At 60.9% G+C, this 15596-nt stretch carries 17 protein-coding genes; 10 read left to right on the top strand and 7 right to left on the bottom strand.

The features are described from left to right. Both Mhypo_RS14390 and Mhypo_RS14385 read right to left on the bottom strand, forming a co-directional pair. On the bottom strand, positions 1 to 399 hold a 399-nt coding region (locus Mhypo_RS14390), incomplete at its 3' end, for a DinB family protein (RefSeq protein ID WP_119341978.1). Positions 400 to 507: 108 nt separating this feature from the next. After that, positions 508 to 735, bottom strand: coding sequence for a hypothetical protein (locus Mhypo_RS14385; protein WP_119341977.1), 228 nt, complete (start codon positions 733 to 735; stop codon positions 508 to 510). Positions 736 to 1006: 271 nt separating this feature from the next. Here Mhypo_RS14385 and Mhypo_RS14380 point away from each other — a divergent pair, with 271 nt between their 5' ends. Then, positions 1007 to 1801 (top strand): enoyl-ACP reductase FabI, encoded by a 795-nt coding sequence (locus tag Mhypo_RS14380; RefSeq protein ID WP_119341976.1) that lies wholly within the window; start codon positions 1007 to 1009, stop codon positions 1799 to 1801. A gap of 347 nt (positions 1802 to 2148) precedes the next feature. Here Mhypo_RS14380 and Mhypo_RS14375 read toward each other — a convergent pair whose 3' ends face one another. Further along, entirely contained in the window at positions 2149 to 2538 is a 390-nt protein-coding gene (locus tag Mhypo_RS14375; protein WP_119341975.1) for a S1 RNA-binding domain-containing protein, read from the bottom strand. A gap of 214 nt (positions 2539 to 2752) precedes the next feature. Between Mhypo_RS14375 and Mhypo_RS14370 the strand changes: the two genes are divergently transcribed. Together Mhypo_RS14370 and Mhypo_RS14365 are read left to right on the top strand one after the other, a co-directional pair. Continuing rightward, positions 2753 to 3937: an acyl-CoA dehydrogenase family protein gene (locus Mhypo_RS14370; RefSeq protein WP_119341974.1), complete on the top strand. Its 1185-nt coding sequence runs from the start codon at positions 2753 to 2755 to the stop codon at positions 3935 to 3937. Between the two features lie 402 nt (positions 3938 to 4339). Beyond that, positions 4340 to 5404 carry a quinone-dependent dihydroorotate dehydrogenase gene (locus Mhypo_RS14365; RefSeq protein ID WP_119341973.1) on the top strand — a complete coding sequence of 355 codons (1065 nt, stop codon included), beginning with the start codon at positions 4340 to 4342 and terminating at the stop codon, positions 5402 to 5404. On the opposite strand, the gene Mhypo_RS14360 is transcribed toward Mhypo_RS14365, so the two are convergent. Both Mhypo_RS14360 and Mhypo_RS14355 read right to left on the bottom strand, forming a co-directional pair. Further along, on the bottom strand, positions 5391 to 6218 hold the full coding sequence (locus tag Mhypo_RS14360; RefSeq protein ID WP_119341972.1) for a patatin-like phospholipase family protein: 828 nt from the start codon (positions 6216 to 6218) through the stop codon (positions 5391 to 5393). The two genes, Mhypo_RS14365 and Mhypo_RS14360, sit on opposite strands and share 14 nt — an antisense overlap. A gap of 123 nt (positions 6219 to 6341) precedes the next feature. Further along, entirely contained in the window at positions 6342 to 6746 is a 405-nt protein-coding gene (locus tag Mhypo_RS14355) for a thiol-disulfide oxidoreductase DCC family protein (protein WP_119341971.1), read from the bottom strand. A 182-nt stretch (positions 6747 to 6928) separates the two neighbouring features. Between Mhypo_RS14355 and moaA the strand changes: the two genes are divergently transcribed. Beyond that, entirely contained in the window at positions 6929 to 7924 is a 996-nt protein-coding gene (gene moaA / locus Mhypo_RS14350; protein WP_371862148.1) for a GTP 3',8-cyclase MoaA, read from the top strand. A 442-nt stretch (positions 7925 to 8366) separates the two neighbouring features. Here moaA and Mhypo_RS14345 read toward each other — a convergent pair whose 3' ends face one another. After that, positions 8367 to 8798: a hypothetical protein gene (locus Mhypo_RS14345; protein ID WP_119341970.1), complete on the bottom strand. Its 432-nt coding sequence runs from the start codon at positions 8796 to 8798 to the stop codon at positions 8367 to 8369. Positions 8799 to 8879: 81 nt separating this feature from the next. Further along, positions 8880 to 9419 carry an inorganic diphosphatase gene (locus tag Mhypo_RS14340; protein ID WP_119341969.1) on the bottom strand — a complete coding sequence of 180 codons (540 nt, stop codon included), beginning with the start codon at positions 9417 to 9419 and terminating at the stop codon, positions 8880 to 8882. Positions 9420 to 9527: 108 nt separating this feature from the next. Here Mhypo_RS14340 and Mhypo_RS14335 point away from each other — a divergent pair, with 108 nt between their 5' ends. From Mhypo_RS14335 to Mhypo_RS14310, 6 genes are all read left to right on the top strand, one after another. Then, positions 9528 to 10121 carry a TetR/AcrR family transcriptional regulator gene (locus tag Mhypo_RS14335; protein WP_119341968.1) on the top strand — a complete coding sequence of 198 codons (594 nt, stop codon included), beginning with the start codon at positions 9528 to 9530 and terminating at the stop codon, positions 10119 to 10121. Further along, entirely contained in the window at positions 10108 to 10986 is an 879-nt protein-coding gene (locus Mhypo_RS14330; RefSeq protein WP_119341967.1) for an ABC transporter ATP-binding protein, read from the top strand. Before Mhypo_RS14335 ends, Mhypo_RS14330 begins: the two co-directional genes overlap by 14 nt. Further along, complete coding sequence (locus Mhypo_RS14325; RefSeq protein WP_119341966.1) at positions 10983 to 12104, top strand: ABC transporter permease; 1122 nt, start codon at positions 10983 to 10985, stop codon at positions 12102 to 12104. Before Mhypo_RS14330 ends, Mhypo_RS14325 begins: the two co-directional genes overlap by 4 nt. A gap of 163 nt (positions 12105 to 12267) precedes the next feature. Further along, positions 12268 to 13119, top strand: a complete 852-nt coding sequence (locus Mhypo_RS14320) for a hypothetical protein (RefSeq protein WP_240637269.1) — start codon at positions 12268 to 12270, stop codon at positions 13117 to 13119. Continuing rightward, positions 13116 to 13769, top strand: a complete 654-nt coding sequence (locus Mhypo_RS14315; RefSeq protein WP_119341965.1) for an outer membrane lipoprotein carrier protein LolA — start codon at positions 13116 to 13118, stop codon at positions 13767 to 13769. The genes Mhypo_RS14320 and Mhypo_RS14315 overlap by 4 nt, the downstream gene beginning before the upstream one ends. Before the next feature lie 65 nt (positions 13770 to 13834). After that, positions 13835 to 15298, top strand: coding sequence for an apolipoprotein N-acyltransferase (locus Mhypo_RS14310; RefSeq protein ID WP_119341964.1), 1464 nt, complete (start codon positions 13835 to 13837; stop codon positions 15296 to 15298). Positions 15299 to 15596 lie beyond the last annotated feature (298 nt).

Below are 15596 nucleotides of genomic sequence, written 5' to 3'. Positions count from 1 at the left end.
CGCTTCAGGGTGCCAATCGGCGCACTGAAGATCGCGAAAGTAAGCGATGGTACGGGCCAGTCCCTCACGTACCGGCACCCGGGGCTCCCAGCCCAGCAGCGCTTTGGCGCGGCTGATATCGGGGCGGGTCTGACCGGGGGGAGACGGCGGGAAAGGCTCGGCCTCGCCCAGGGCCACCTTGCGCAAGCGACGAATAATTTTGCCTGCCGATTCTTCCACCAGCGAAACGTGCTCCAACACCTCGGCGGGGCTCCAGACCCCTGCAGCGGGCCGATGAAATAGGTGCTCGTCGGAAAGGCTTTCCACAAAGTGCAACAACGCCCGCCTCGAGCGTTCCAGATGCTTGAGACAGTTCTCTGCGTCGCCAAAGCGAGCCAACCCCTCCTGGGCTACAGGCATGCCGATATTGTACCGAACGGGGGATACAAAATACCATGAGCGAGAAACCCCTAGCCAAATCACAACAAAGCGACCCCGCAGGGTCGCCTGATGGGAACTCGCTCGGGGCTAGGCCTTATCGAAGGCTTCGCGCAGCTTGCTGCTCAGAGGGAGGGAGATCAGGCCCTTGAGGTAGAGTTCGTGTACTGCATCTACCCCGGCAATCTGTTGCAGTTGCTCGAGGCTCACCTGTACATCATGGCCCGGCAAGCGAACCTTGACCTGGTTCATGGTGCCCGGAACCCACTCACACTGAATGCCTCCCATGGTTGCTACCCCCTGTTGTAGCGTCTGCATGTCTACCTCCCTTGCTGCCGAAAGAGACCCGTAATTTGTAAGGACGTTTATAGCCTGGCGAGTGTGAATTGCAGTAGTGAGAAATGTCCCACCATTGGTAATAACCCAAACAACTTGTTGTGGACATCATTCTAATGGGTTTTTATGAGGATTGGTTCAGAGGCGTAAAAGCAACCTGCGGAACGCTTTGCCAGGAAGCGGTCGGAATGTGTTCGGAACTCCACCAAGGGATTGCCAATCCTCGAGGCGGTGCGGGTAAGATACGGGGGTTATGGTCTGTATTGACTTGTCCGGCAAGAAAGCCCTGGTCATGGGCGTAACCAACGAGCACAGCCTGGGCTGGGCCATCGCCGAAAAACTGCATGCTGCTGGGGCCGAAATAGCCTTTAGCTATCAGGGGGAGCGGCTGCGGGAAAAACTCGAAAAGCTCACCGCCGGGCGCCCCAACCAGCGCCTGTATCAGGTGGACGTAACCGACGAAACCGCCCTCAAGGCCATGTTTGCCGATCTGCAGAGCGCCTGGGGAGGACTGGATTATCTGGTGCATTCGATTGCCTTTGCCCCCCGCCCGGCCATGGAAGGGCGGTTTATTGATACCACCGCCGCCGACTGGAACACCGCCCTGCAAGTCTCGGCCTATTCGCTGGTAGCAGTGGCCCGCGAGGCCGAGCCGCTCCTGCGCGAAGGGGGCAGCCTGGTTACCCTGACCTACTACGCTTCCGAGAAGGTGGTGCCCAAATACAACGTGATGGGCATTGCCAAGGCCGCCCTGGAAGCCAGCGTACGTTACCTGGCCTACGAGCTCGGTAAGAAGAACATTCGGGTCAACGCTATCAGCGCGGGGGCCATCCGCACCGTTGCCGCCATGAGCATCCCTGGCTTTCGCAAGATGGTGGCCAAGTACAACGCCACCGCCCCCCTGGGGCGCATGATTACCCACGAGGAGGTGGGGAACCTGGGCCTGTACCTGCTCTCTCCCCTGTCCAGCGGAACCACCGGCCAGACGGTATACGTGGATGCAGGCTACAGCATCATGGGCATGAGCTTTGACGAAGAAGGAGCCTGATACGGGTTACCTGTAGGACACTACCGGTAAAAGGTTTTGGTTCCTCGCCCACTGGTTCCTGCCTTGACCCTGGAGCAAGCAGGGCTCGCAGAGGTTCATGGCTGAAAGCTTCCAGTAAAGGCGCACCGCCCACCTTTGCCATTTGCATGTGCAACGGACCAGGTGGGGCGCCCAAGACGCTGTCCATTTTTGAATGAGGACAATCCGAAGCCGCCTGGCAGTACGTGCGGGGAAGAAACCAAAGAAGCGGGGCTAACCCCGCTTTGGATTCTCATTTCAACCTGTGCTGTCGTAAACCGAAAGGGCTGGCCGGTCGGGTCATCCTTCAAAATTTATGCGCCAATGCCTTAGCGGCGCTTGCGCCCACCCTTTCCACCGCCCGGCTTTTTGCTGCCTCCACCGCCACCAAAACCACCTGAGCCGCGCAAAAAGCTTTTGAGTTTGTTTTCAAACTCGGGGGCCTGGCGGGGTAAGCGCTTGGGCCGGGGGGGTTCGACGGGGGCTGGGGTAAGCTCCTTGATGGAGAGGTCGAGGCGGCCCTTGTCGTCGCGGCCCAGCACCAGCACCGAGACCACATCGCCTTCGTTCAGGTGATCGCGGATATTCTTGACAAACTCGTGGGCCACCTGCGAGATGTGTACCAGTCCCGATTCTCCCGTGGGAAACTCGATAAAAGCCCCAAACTCCATGATTCGCGTGACGCGACCTTCTACAATTGCACCGGCTTCAAGCTCCATTCAGGCGTTCCTCCGAAACGACTCGAAATCCCATAACACAAGTGTACTAAAGCTGTGGGGATTCACGATGATTCACTATATCACCTGCGGCTTATTTCACTGCAAAGCGCGTCCAGCACCTCGAGCAAAACCGCCACCGGCCTCGAGTGTTTTGTAACGTATTTCCAACACCTGTTATAAAAAGTGATATATTGAGTGTACGGAGGAACCCCCAATGATTGCAGACCGCCCCAGGGACTTGTGGTTCGAGCTGGACAGCGAGGAGCGACAGATTATCGGCGCACTGCGGGACTTTTTGCAGGCCGAGGTGGCCCCCACCGCCACCGAGCGCGACCAGACAGGTGCATTTCCCTTTGAGATTGTGAAAAAGCTGGGCGAGATGGGCGTGATGGGGGCCCAGGTGCCCGAGCAGTATGGCGGGGCGGGGCTCTCGACGCGCGTTTTTGCCCGCATCATTGAAGAAATTGCAGCGGTAGATGGTGCCCTGGCCCTCACGGTGGCCTCGCACAACAGCCTTTGTACCGGGCACATTTTGCTAGCAGGCAACGAGCAGCAGAAGCGGCAGTTTCTACCCCGGCTGGCCTCGGGGGAGGTGCTGGGGGCCTGGGGCCTGACCGAACCAGGCAGCGGCTCCGATGCCGCCGCCATGCGCACCAAGGCCGAAGAGACCGCTTCGGGCTGGGTGCTGAACGGCTCCAAGCAGTTCATCACCCAGGGGTCGGTGGCAGGGGTTTATGTGGTCAACGCCCGCACCGATGCTGCGCCCAGCGAAGAGAAAAAACACCTGGGGCTCTCGGCGGTGGTCTTCGAGGCCCCCATTGCTGGCTTACGCATTGGGCGCAAGGAAAAAAAGCTCGGGCTTAACGCTTCCGACACTGCCCAGCTCATTTTCGAAGACATCCACCTGCCCAAAGAAGCCCTGCTGGGCGAGCGGGGCAAGGGCTTTTACGACGTGATGAAGGTGCTGGAAGGCGGGCGCATTGGCATCGCTGCTATGGCGGTAGGGCTGGGGCGGGCCGCCATGGAGTTTGCGGCCAAGTATGCCCTGGAGCGCGAACAGTTTGGCAGGCCCATCGCCGAGTTCCAGGCCGTCTCGCACAAGCTGGCGGATATGGCCACCGAACTCGAGGCCGCACGCCTTTTATATCTCAAGGCCGCCGAGCTGCGCGATGCCGGCAGGCCTTTTGGTCAGGCCGCGGCCCAGGCCAAGCTATTTGCCTCGGAAGCAGGCGTGCGTGCCTGCGACGAGGCCATCCAGATTCTGGGTGGCTATGGCTACATCCAGGAGTACCCGGTGGAGCGCTACTGGCGCGACGCCCGTCTGACCCGCATCGGCGAGGGCACCAGCGAGGTCCTGAAGGTCATCATCGCCAAAAACCTGCTGGCCCAGTACAGATAGAGGGTGCAGGGAGCAGGGCAAAGGGATCCGAAAAGCTCGCAGGGGAATGTCCTCATACCAGATTCGGTTGATTCGTTACCGAACGGTAACGAATCAACAGGGCCGAAGTTATCCGCGTAGCGGAGGGCGATACCACCCCTTGGAAGTTATCCGCGTAGCGGAGGGCGATACCGCCCCTTGGAAGTTATCCGCGTAGCGGAGGGCGATACCGCCCCTTGGAAAGGGAGACGCTTTCTTCGCCGACCGTTCGGGAGGGGTGTGCTCGAGGATTCAAAAAGACAACCTATGGGTTTTTTGGTTTTGTAAACTGTCTTTTTGAATCCGGTATCAGTCCCTTTTTCTTTTCTCCTGCCCCCAGGCCTCTGCTCCCAGGTACCCCCTTTCTCCTGCTATTCTTTCCCCGTGTACGAGCTATTCAAACCCTGGTTGTTTCGCCAGGACCCCGAGACCATCCACGAACGGGTGATGCACGGCCTGGCCTGGCTGGGACAGCGGGGGCCGACCCTCGAGCTCATGCGGCGGCTCTGTGCGGTGCAGGATGAGCGCCTCGCGGTCACGGCGTTTGGCCTGCGTTTCCCCAACCCCATCGGGCTGGCGGCGGGCTTCGACAAAAACGCGGTGGCGGTACGGGCCTGGGCGGCGCTGGGCTTTGGGCATGTGGAAATTGGCTCGGTAACGGCACTGCCCCAACCAGGCAACGATAAGCCCCGCCTTTTTCGGCTGCCCCAGGACCAGGCCCTCATCAACCGCATGGGCTTTAACAACGAGGGGGCCGAGGCCATTGCCACTCGGCTTAAGCACTTGCAGCAAACCTTCGGCAAGCTCCCGGTGCCCATAGGCATCAACCTGGGGAAGTCGAAAGCAACCCCTTTAGAAGAAGCGCCAAAGGACTACCTGCAGAGCCTCTCTATCCTCTGGCCCTATGGCGATTACTTTGTCGTTAACGTCAGCTCGCCCAACACGCCGGGGCTGCGGGCCCTGCAAGACAAAGACCGGCTGGAAGAGCTGCTTGCCGCGCTTGTGGGCTTTGTCCAGGGCCGCAAACCCCTGCTGCTCAAAATTGCCCCCGACCTTGGCTGGGCGCAGATAGACGAGATTCTGGCGCTGGCGGAGCAATACCGGCTTTCCGGGCTCATTGCCACCAACACCACCACCAGCCGCGCAGGGCTGACCACGCTTACAGACGAGGCTGGCGGGCTTTCGGGCAAACCGCTGCGAGCGCGCTCGCTCGAGGTGCTCCGGTACCTGCATACAAGGCTACAGGGCCGTTTGCCCATTATCTCGGTGGGGGGCATCTTCAGCGCAGCGGACGTGTGGGAGCGGCTTGCAGGCGGGGCCACGCTGGTACAGGTGTATACCGGCTTCGTCTACGAGGGGCCCTTTATGGTGAAAAAGCTGTGCCGGGGGTTGCTGCAAAGACTGGAGCAGGAAGGGATGAGCCGCCTACAAGAACTTAAGCCTCGGTAGTAAGCAGCGCTTGAATCTCCTCGAGCTTGCTCAGGGCCGCCGCTTCCCCATCCTGGATGGCCTGCTCCAACTGCTGGAAGCTGAAAAGCCCGATGCCCTCGAGCTTGGGCCGCAGCACCAGGTCGGGGCGCGATACCGCCAGCTTGACCTCGGCCAGCCGAATCTGCATGATCTCGACGGCGCGGTACACGTTCTGGATGGGGTTGGCATCAATACCGCGGCGAAAAATCTGTTCCCACCAGCTTTTCTTGTGGGGCTGTTCGCGCAGAATCTCGAGGGGGGTCACGTCCACCGCAATCACCCGTTCGGCGCCCAAAAAGCGCACCAGATCTACTGGAATCTGGTTCAGGATGCCCCCGTCGGCCAAAAGTTGGTTGCCCACCCAGATGGGGTTGATGGCCCCCGGGTAGGCAATGGAAGCCCGAATGGCCTGGAACACATCGCCCTGGCGAAAATAGACCTCGGTGCCGGTAATCAGGTCGGTGGCGGTGATGCCAACAGGAATGGGGAAATCCTCCATCTGGCGGGGAATATGGGGCTCCAAGAAGCGCACCAGCTCGCTGTAGTTGAGCATATCGCTCAGGGGGTTCCAGTCCAGAAAACGCCAGAAAGATACCTGGGAGAGCACTTCCTGCACCTCATCGGCGGTGTGCCCACTGGCAAACATGGCCCCCATCAGGCTGCCCATGCTGGTGCCGGCAATCACGCTGGGCTTAAAGCCCTCGCGCTCCAGAACCCGCATCACCCCGATGTGGGCGTACCCCCTGGCCCCTCCACCCCCCAGGGCCAGGCCAAAGCGTTTATAATCGGCCATATCTCCAGGCTAAACCACCGTTCGGTTTTGCACTACCCGTTTCAAGAATGCCGATGGTCTATACATAGCCGGTAGCGCGTTTGCTATGCGGTGGCAGAGAACCAGACTCGAGGATATCCGAATTTACACATCCAGGAAGCGCTGTTTGAGTTCTGGGGTGGGCACCATGCAATGCTCACGTTTGCCAAAAATGCGGTAGCGGTGCTTCGCTATCCTGCGGTAGGCCCAGTCCCGCAGCCGCTTGGGTAAAAACCACAGCACCGCCGGGATGCTCCAGATGCCACCCAGCCGGTAGAGGATGTGAAACACCGCGTCCGACTCGAGCCAGACCTTGTCGCCTTCCAGCACCACCACACTATCCGCAAGGGCCTGCGCAGTTGAGATATTGTGCTGCGCCAGCAATTTCTGTCCAATCTCGGACTGCTGCGAGGCGAACCGGAAACGTCCCGAAGGATCGTGGCGAATGATGAACTGCACCGTGCTGTTGCAGAGATTGCACAGCCCATCAAACAACACGATGACCTTCATAATTTCAGCTTATTTCAGTTTGGCCCCTGGGAGTGTAGATAGAGTTGGAAAGCTAAAATATGACCTGAGAGCTGTAGCTTCTCCAGCGATATAGACCAGTAATATTGGAGTCCTCGACACTCGACCCCTACTGGGATATTTGTAACCCCTCTTGCGCCATAAGCCAACCGTGTTGCTAGAATATGCAACACGGGGTCATCACAGTGAAGCTAATAGATAACTACGGACGCATCATCAAAGACCTTCGGCTTTCGGTTACGCCGCGTTGCAACCTGCACTGCCTGTACTGTCATCCGCTGGGCTGGGAGCAGGCCGAGCCCCCGGGCACCATCTCGGTCGAGGATACCCGCCACTTCCTGCAAGCCATGCAGATGCTGGGCCTGGAGTCGGTGCGCTTTACCGGAGGCGAGCCGCTGGTGCGCAAGGAGTTGCCGCAGATGATTGCTGTGGCAAAAGAGCTGGGTATCCAGGACATTGCCATTACCACCAATGGGCTTCTATTTGCCCGCAAAGCCAAAGAGCTGATGAACGCCGGTCTCAAGCGGATAAATCTCTCGATGGACGCCGTGACCCCCGAGGTTTTCAAGGCCATGACCCGAGGTGGGCAGGTCGAGAAGGTCTGGGACGCCATCGAGACCGCCTGGGCGCTGGGGTTGCATCCGGTGAAAATCAACGCGGTGATGATCCGGGGTATGAACGACGACGAGGTGATCCCCCTGGCTTCGCTCTCGCTGGACAAGCCGCTGGAGGTGCGCTTTCTGGAGTATATGCACCTCGATAACTCCAACCCCCAGCTTTACCAGCAGCGCTTCATCGCCGGGGCCGAGACCAGGGCCAGAATCGAGGCCCACTTCGGCCCATTGGAAAAGGTAGAAAACGACCCCACCGCCCCGGCCCGGGTTTACCGTATTCCCGGTGCGGTGGGTACAGTGGGCTTCATTAACCCGGTCACCGAGGCTTTTTGCTCCAAGTGCTCCCGCTTGCGCCTCACTGCCGATAAGAAACTAAGGCCTTGCTTGCTGACCGACCTGGAAATGGACATCGCCTGGGCCTTCGAGGCCCCCAATCCTGTTGAAGCTTTGGTAGATGCCATTCTGCTGGCCACCGACCGCAAGCCTGCTTTTGGCAACACCCTCCCCACTTTACGCGAGCGGGTTATGGTGGGGATTGGGGGGTAACAAGCGAAGCTTGCAATGCTCTACACTGGGCGGCCCATCTGGTAGGTATACGAAAAATCCAGGCACACCGGTTTTGGGGAAACAGCCCAGGCCAAGGGCGCCAGCTTCCGGTACTACACTGCGCTGGTCAACTGCATAACCTCTTGTTACCAGAGCGCTCAGGGCAACCGCTAATACCGGATTCAAAAAGACAGTTTACAAAGCCAAAAACCCCATAGGTTGCCGCCCGCAAAAAAGAGAATGCGTCTGCGCTCAGACGCATGTTACGTACCCAAGCGTGGGCCGGGCCCGGCCCACGAGTGCTTGGGTTTCGAGTTTCCGGGCGGCAACTGTTCTGTCTGGGAAGCTCGATCTTTGTGAAGAGCGCTCTAAGCCTCCCCTACAAGGGGAGAGGGGAGCGTGCCTTGTGGTTTTCTGACTTTGCGGTTGCTCTTCCAGGGCGCTAGATAATCCCGTAGTTATAGGTTTCGTTCCGCCCGTTTTTGTCCACAATGGCCCACCAGCGATGATCGGAAAGGGTGGGCATCTGGAGCAAGAACACCCAAAACTTACTGGGGTTTTCGCCGCCATCGGGCTGGAGGGGGCTCTCGGGGGTGATAAGGGTGAGCTGGGAGTCGCCGGCGTTCATGAAGTCTTTGACGGCGTTTTGCAGTTCTTCGGTATCGGGCTCATCGCTAAGGTCGTAGGCGGAAGGGTCGGACTCAATTAAGCCCAGGGGGCTTTCGTCGTCTTCACCGTCCTCGATAAAACTACGAATGGCTGCTTCCAGGGCCTCGAGGAAGCCCTCCTCGTCGTTCACCTGGGGCACCTCGACCCCCAGGTCGGGCACCTCCAGCGCCTTCAATAAAGATTCGATTCGCTGCTGCAAGGCCATAGATAGCTCGTTTGATTACATAACCACAAAGGCCCCTGGCAGGTCAAGCCAGTTCAAACATCCCACAAAAATGCGGGATGCCTAGCGATCTTTGACCTCTTTGAAGCGCTCGATACAGGCCTGCACCTCGGCCACTGCACCGGCCTTGTCTTTCCAGCCCGAAACCTTGACCCACTTGCCCTTGTGGGCCTCCAGGGCCTTGTAGGTCTCAAAGAAATTCTGGATTTCCTGTTTGTGGGCGGTGGGCACATCGGCCAGGTCCTGGATATAGTCCCAGCGCGGGTCTTCGGCCACCACCCCGATAATTTTGGCATCCCCGCCCTTTTCGTCTTGCATGTCCACCATGCCCACCACCCGCACATCGACCACCACGCCGGGCAAGAGGGGGTAGGTGGAGAGGATGACGCCATCGAGGGGGTCGCCGTCCTCGGCCAGGGTGGAGGGAATAAAGCCGTAGTCGCCCGGATAGAACTGGGCCGTAGGCAACACTCGGTCGAGCTTGATGGCCTCGAGGTCGGGGTCGTACTCGTACTTGTTGGAAGAACCGCGGGGCACTTCGATGACCATGTGGACAATTTCGGGGGCCTTTTTACCAACAGGCAGGTTCTTGAGATTCGCCATAGCGCACCCATTCTGACATCCGCAGGCAAAAGCGGCAAAGGCTTCTCGACAAAGCGTGCTCTGCACAGCTTGTCCAAAGAGGGCCTGTGGGCTAAGCTAGATGTAAGCATGTACTTACTTTCAAGCTTTGAGGAGGCCGACGCCACCCGCACAACCCTGATGCGTTCGGGGCTGGAGCTCCTGGCGGAAAAAGGCTACAAAGGCGCCACCACCCGCGAAATCGCGGCCCGGGCTGGGGTCTCCGAGGTCACGCTATTTCGGCAGTTTGGCAGCAAGGAAGCCCTGCTACACGAGGCCGTGCAGAAGTTACACCCTCCGGTAGAGCAGGTCTTGCCCCGGCTTTCGGGCAACCTCGAGGCCGACCTCTTGTACCTGACCGAGCGCTACCTGCAGATGCTCGAGGCCAACCAGGGTTTGCTGGTACGCTTGCTGCCCGAGCTGGCCCGTCACCCCGAGCTGCGCGGCGAAACCGGGCCCCTGGGTTTGCGCAAGGCCATGTCGAGGGTGTTCGAATTTTTTGCCGAGCTGCAAAAACAAGCCTGTCTGCGTGCGGAGGAGACCCCTTCTCAGGCAGCCATAGCGCTGCTGGGGCCGCTTTTTGCCCGGGTGTTGATGCTGGGGGCCATGGGGATTCAGCCCCCGTTCGATTTGCAGGCCCACGTGCGGGGTTTTCTGGAAGGGAGGCAGCTTGGTCAGCGTTGAGCAGGTCTCGAGACGGTTTGGCAACCTGGTGGCCCTGGACAAGGTGAGCTTGCAGGTGCGTCCCGGCGAGGTGTTTGGTCTGCTGGGCCCCAACGGTTCGGGTAAAACCACCCTGATCCGCATCCTGAGCGGGGTCTTGCTGCCCAGCGCCGGCGGGGCCCTGGTGGCCGGACTGGATGTGCGCCGCTACCCCGAGCAGGTCAAGGCCGCCATCGGTTACGCCACCCAGGAAGCCAGCGTCTACCGCGACCTGACGGTGCGCGAGAACCTGGAATTCCGCGCCCGGCTCTACCTGGACGCCAGAGCCGTACCCTACGCAGTTGAGGAGACCATTCGGCGCTTTGGCTTGCAGGATTTCGCCCACCAGCTGGCCGGGGCCCTCTCGGGAGGGTGGCGGCAGCGGCTGGCCCTGGCGCAGGCGGTGGTACACGGGCCCCAGGTGGTGTTTTTGGACGAGCCCACCACCGGCCTCGATCCGGTCTCGCGTCGCATTATCTGGGATCTGATTCACCAGGAAGCCGCCCGGGGGGCGGTGGTACTGGTCACCACCCACTACATGGACGAGGCCGAGCGCTGCCACCGGCTGGCGCTGCTCTTTGGCGGCCAGGTGATTGCCCAGGGAACCCCCCACGAACTCGAGCAGCTGGCCCTGCAAAGTGCCCAGGTGGTCTACAGCGAGACCAGCTTGCCCCTGGAACAAATTCGCTCCCTGCCTGGTGTGCTGGATGGTTGGCCCAGCGGCAACGGGGTGCGGCTGATTCTGGAGAAACAGGCCACCCCGGCCCTACCCCTCCAGACCGTGTATCCCAACCTGGAAGACGTGTTTATCATCCTGACTCGCCTGCACAATGGAGGCACAACGTGAACCGCATTGCCGCCCTGGCCCAAAAGGAGTTCACGCAGATTCGGCGCGACCACGTGCTCTCGCGGCTGATTGTGGGTCTGCCCATCGTCATGACCCTCCTGTTTGGCTATGCCATCAACTTCACCCTCTCGGGCATTCGGCTCTCGGTTTACGATGGCTCGCAAGACCGCATCAGCCAGTACCTGCTGCAAGAGTTGCAAAAAGAAAATCGCTTCACCCTCACCCACATTGCTCAAGACCCGGCGCAGGTTCCACAGGCCATTCAGCAAAACCGGGCGCGGGTGGGGTTGGTGATACCAGCTGGCGCCTTGCAAGCCGTGCGGCAGGATAAAGCGGTGACGCTCGAGGTCTACGTGGACGGCTCCGACCCCAACTTTGCCTTTCAGACCCAGGCCGCTTTGCGCAAGGTACTGGGCGATGTGAACAGCAGGCTGCTGGCCGGCAAGGTACTGGCCGGAGCCGCCACCACCCCACCCCTCACCCCTACCCTGCACACCCTCTACAACCCCGACAACAAAACCGCCTGGTTCACCATCCCCGGCATTATCGGCCTGATCATGACCATTTTTACCGTGTTGCTCACGGCCCTCTCGATTGTGCGGGAAAACGAGGGCCGCACCATGGAGGCCCTGATTGCCAGCCCCATCCAGCCCTACGAGGTGGTGCTGGGGAAGGTGCTGCCTTATTTTGTAATCGCCACCCTGGTCAGCCTGGTGGTGCTTGCGCTGGGGCATTTTGTATTCGGCGTGCCGGTGCGCGGCAGCCTTCTGCTGCTCTTTGGGCTAATTGTGCTTTTTGTGCTGGGCTCACTGGGGGTGGGGGTGCTCATTTCTACCCTGGCCCGCACCCAGATTCAGGCGGTGTTTGGCACCTTTGCCTATATTCTGCCCACCATCTTTTTGTCGGGGTTTGTCTTCCCAGTGGACGGAATGCCCCTCTTTTTCAAGGCGTTGTCGGCGGTCATTCCGGCCCGCTATCTGATTGACGGTACGCGCGGGGTGATGCTGCGGGGGGCGGGCCTCGAGACCCTCTGGATTGACCTGCTGGCGCTAAGCATTTTTAGCGTGGCCGTGCTAGGCTTAGCCAGCCTGCGCTTTGGCAAGCGGCTGGCCACATAAAGGACATGATCAGCTTCATTCGCTCAATCTCAGGTCACGGGTCATCATGGAATCCGTGGATCCTTGCCCCAGGCCGAAATCTACATGGAAGCCCCAGACCCAGGAAGCCATCCAGGAAAGCTCATTGGTCGGGGTAATCTTTAGCCCAAAGGAAGGGAATCGCATGATTCGGATGGGATTTCACCAATACCGGCGCTTGTTGCACTTCGTCCTTATCGTCCTGGGCCTTCAGCTTTCGGCCGCTGGTCTGGCCCAATCCCTCACCTTTGGGCTTTTTGGCCGCCTGCCCGATGCCCTGACGCCTACCGCAGAAGCCACCCTGCCGCTGGGGGACTTTACGCTGGAGGCCCGCCTGCAGCGCAATGCACTGGGAATAGGGCTGGCCAGCGCCCTCGAGTTTAGCGCCCTGGGACGCCTGAGCTACGGGGTGCGGGCTGGACTGGGGTTCGCGGGTTGGGGCGTCGAAAGCCGCATCGGCGGAACCTTCGGGCCGGTAGCCGCCAGCCTCGAGGCGGGCTATAGCAGCACCCTGCGCTCCGATTTGTGGGTGGGCGACGAGGCCCTGGGGGGGCTCAGGGTAGGCCTTTTGGGGCGCTACCGCCTGGGCCCCCGGGAAACCTTAGGCCTGGGGCTGGGCTATAAGCGCAACCTGGCCGGCCTCGCCAGCGGCTCGGGTGAGCTCAGCTATGCCTTGCGCCAGGAGCAGACCTATACCTTTGGCCTGGGGGTAGATGATTCGCGCCTGTATGCCCTGCTGGGCTGGCGGGGCGAGCTCGACGAGGCCGGGACGTTGCTCGAGGCCACCCTGCGGGCCGGGCAGTACAACCGCCTGGAAACTACCCTAACCCTGCCCCTGGACGAGGAACTCAACAATCTTAAGCTGCGCCTAACCGCTGCCTACCCCTGGGCTGCTAGCTTGGGGGTGGAAGCCTACCGCTTCCGCGCCGACGCAAGCTACGATGGAGGCTTTTCTCTGTGGTTGCGCTACACACTCAGCTTTGGAGGCACTGAATGAAAAAGTTGCTGGCAATCGCCCTTGTATCCTTTGGCCTGGTAGCGGCCCAGACCATCGCCGAGATCACCCGCCAGGTGCAGGCCAACCTGGACCGCTCACCCTGGGAGGCCACCATCACCGGCAGGGTTCAACTGCCCGACGGCAGCAGCCAGGACGCCGAGTTCCGGCTTCAGGTGATTCCAGGCAAGGAGCAACTGGCCCGGGTGGAGTTCAAAAAACCCGCTGCCCTCGAGGGCAACTTCGTGGTGATTTCGGACAAGGAGGTCTGGAACTACCTGTTTCTGACCAACCAGGTCATCATCCAACCTCGAGCTAAGGCCCGCGTGGAGGGCCTTGGGGTCAACCTGACCGACCTGGGCGACTTCAACCAGCTGGCCGAGCGGGTCACCCTCAGGCTACTGGGCGAGCAAAATACCCCCGCCGGGGCCGCCTGGCGCATTGGTGGCAGCCCCAAGGACGCCTCGCTGGGCTTTGCCAGTATGGAAATTCTGGTGCTCAAGTCCGACCCGCGCCCCCTTGCCATTACCCTGCGCGACAGTAGCAATAAAGTTCTGGCCGACCTCAGCTTTAGCAACTTCCGCCGCGCCAGCCTGACCCCCCAAATCCTGCGCAAGCGCCCCGCCGATGCCGAGGTCTTGCGGCGCAACTGAGCGAACCCGCTACCGTCCCCCGACAAGGTAATGCCTCGGTAACTGAGCGGGGCTAGATGTAAAGCGTGAGCGGTCTGCTGCGCCTCTTGCTGGGCCTGGGCCTTGCTTCCTTGAGCGGGGGCCTCTTGGTGCTGGCCTACCCGCCCCACAACCTCTGGCCGCTGGCCTGGGTGGCCCTGCTGCCCATGCTGCTGGCACAGTTCTGGCTGATGCCTGCAAGGCTCTCGAGCCTGGCCTCGGCCACCACCATGGGCCTGTGGGGCCTGGGCTACTTTGGCCCGGTCTTTGGGGGCAGCGGCCTTTATATGGAGTGGCTGCCCCTGGCCATTTTTCTGATTGCCCTCTTAGGCGATATGGGCGTGCGGGCCTTCCACGAGCGCACCGGCTACCGCTTTTTCGTCTGGCAGGGGGTGAGCAACTGGGTGGGCATCGAGATGATCCGGGGCTTCGTGCCCATCGCGGCCACCTGGGGCTTTATCGCCTACGCCCAGCACACCCAGCCCTGGCTGATTCAGCCCGCCAGCATCTTTGGTATCTACGGCATGAGCGCCCTGATCGTGCTGGTGAACTTCGTGCTGGGGCAGGGGCTTTTGCACCTTCTGGCACGGCGCTGGCCGCTGGAAACCCCTCCCCTTTCACCCCTTGGGGTGCGCCGCTGGCTTTGGGCCGGGGTGGTGGTATGGATGGGCTGGGTGGGCCTCTCACTCTGGCTCTACCGGCCCGAGGGAGGCACCTTGCGGGTAGCGGCCATCCAGCCGGCCACCTCGCCCATCCTGGCCCAGAACCGGGGCGAGGCCGCCCTGGCCCAGGCCACCTTCGAGCGCATGAAAGAGCAAACCCTGCAAGCCGCCCGCCAGGGGGCTCGGCTCATCGTCTGGCCCGAGGGGGCCTTTACCTTCGACCCCCAGGCCGAAGACCGGCTGGGCCTGGTGCCGCTGGCCCAGGAAAGCGGGGCTTACCTGGTGGTGGGGTATGTGGTGGTGGTGGGCGAGCGGATCTTCCGCAACGAGGCCACGGTCATTAGCCCAGAGGGCCAGTTTCTGGGCGTCTACGGCAAGGATCACCCGGTCATCTTCGCCGGCGAAACCAGCCCCACCCGCGGCACCTACCCGGTCTACAACACCTCCATAGGCCGCCTGGCCACCCTAATCTGCTACGACCTCGACTTTACCGATACCGCCCGCAAAATGGCCCGCCAGGGCGCACAGCTTGTGGCCGTACCCTCGCAGGATTGGGCCACCATTGCCGACAAGCACTACACCCACCTGGTCTTCCGCGCGGTGGAGAACCGCCTGAGCATGGTCAAGGCCGATGGCGGCTACGACTCGGCCATCCTGGACCCCTGGGGCCGGGTGCTCAAACTGGCCAGCTTCCCTCAGGGCGGCGAGGCCACCCTGCTTGCCGACGTGCCCCTGGGCCGGGCCAATGCCCTGGCGGTGCGGCTGGGGGACTGGGTAGGGTGGCTGGGATTGCTGGGCCTGGTGGGGTTTGCCCTGGCCGACCCAATCAGCCGGCGAAAGCGAAAATAAAACATTCCTGAAGATGACCCATTTGCTGCACGCAACCCCGCCAAACCCTCAAACCTGGTGCTCCTCCCACAAAAAACCCAAAGCCCCGCTGGCCTCGAGCCGCCCCCAGGACAGGCCGGTCATACCAGATTCGGTTGATTCGTTACCATTCGGTAACGAATCAACAGGGCCGAAGTTATCCGCGTAGCGGAGGGCGATACCGCCCCTTGGAAGTTATCCGCGTAGCGGAGGGCGATACCGCCCCTTGGAAGGGAGACGCTTTCTTCGCCGACCGACAGTGAAGGGCCATCGGCCCCCG

Source organism: Meiothermus hypogaeus (genome assembly GCF_003574035.1).
Taxonomy (GTDB): Bacteria; Deinococcota; Deinococci; order Deinococcales; family Thermaceae; genus Meiothermus; species Meiothermus hypogaeus.
This window is presented reverse-complemented; position numbering and strand designations above follow the sequence as displayed.

Coding starts and splice junctions, on each gene's coding strand:
- Mhypo_RS14375 (WP_119341975.1), bottom strand. CDS start 2,538: ATGGAGCTTGAAGCCGGTGCAATTGTAGAAGGTCGCGTCACGCGAATC.
- Mhypo_RS14315 (WP_119341965.1), top strand. CDS start 13,116: ATGAAAAAGTTGCTGGCAATCGCCCTTGTATCCTTTGGCCTGGTAGCG.
- Mhypo_RS14340 (WP_119341969.1), bottom strand. CDS start 9,419: ATGGCGAATCTCAAGAACCTGCCTGTTGGTAAAAAGGCCCCCGAAATT.
- Mhypo_RS14320 (WP_240637269.1), top strand. CDS start 12,268: ATGATTCGGATGGGATTTCACCAATACCGGCGCTTGTTGCACTTCGTC.
- Mhypo_RS14380 (WP_119341976.1), top strand. CDS start 1,007: ATGGTCTGTATTGACTTGTCCGGCAAGAAAGCCCTGGTCATGGGCGTA.
- Mhypo_RS14385 (WP_119341977.1), bottom strand. CDS start 735: ATGCAGACGCTACAACAGGGGGTAGCAACCATGGGAGGCATTCAGTGT.
- Mhypo_RS14335 (WP_119341968.1), top strand. CDS start 9,528: ATGTACTTACTTTCAAGCTTTGAGGAGGCCGACGCCACCCGCACAACC.
- Mhypo_RS14370 (WP_119341974.1), top strand. CDS start 2,753: ATGATTGCAGACCGCCCCAGGGACTTGTGGTTCGAGCTGGACAGCGAG.
- Mhypo_RS14345 (WP_119341970.1), bottom strand. CDS start 8,798: ATGGCCTTGCAGCAGCGAATCGAATCTTTATTGAAGGCGCTGGAGGTG.
- moaA (WP_371862148.1), top strand. CDS start 6,929: ATGCAACACGGGGTCATCACAGTGAAGCTAATAGATAACTACGGACGC.
- Mhypo_RS14355 (WP_119341971.1), bottom strand. CDS start 6,746: ATGAAGGTCATCGTGTTGTTTGATGGGCTGTGCAATCTCTGCAACAGC.
- Mhypo_RS14360 (WP_119341972.1), bottom strand. CDS start 6,218: ATGGCCGATTATAAACGCTTTGGCCTGGCCCTGGGGGGTGGAGGGGCC.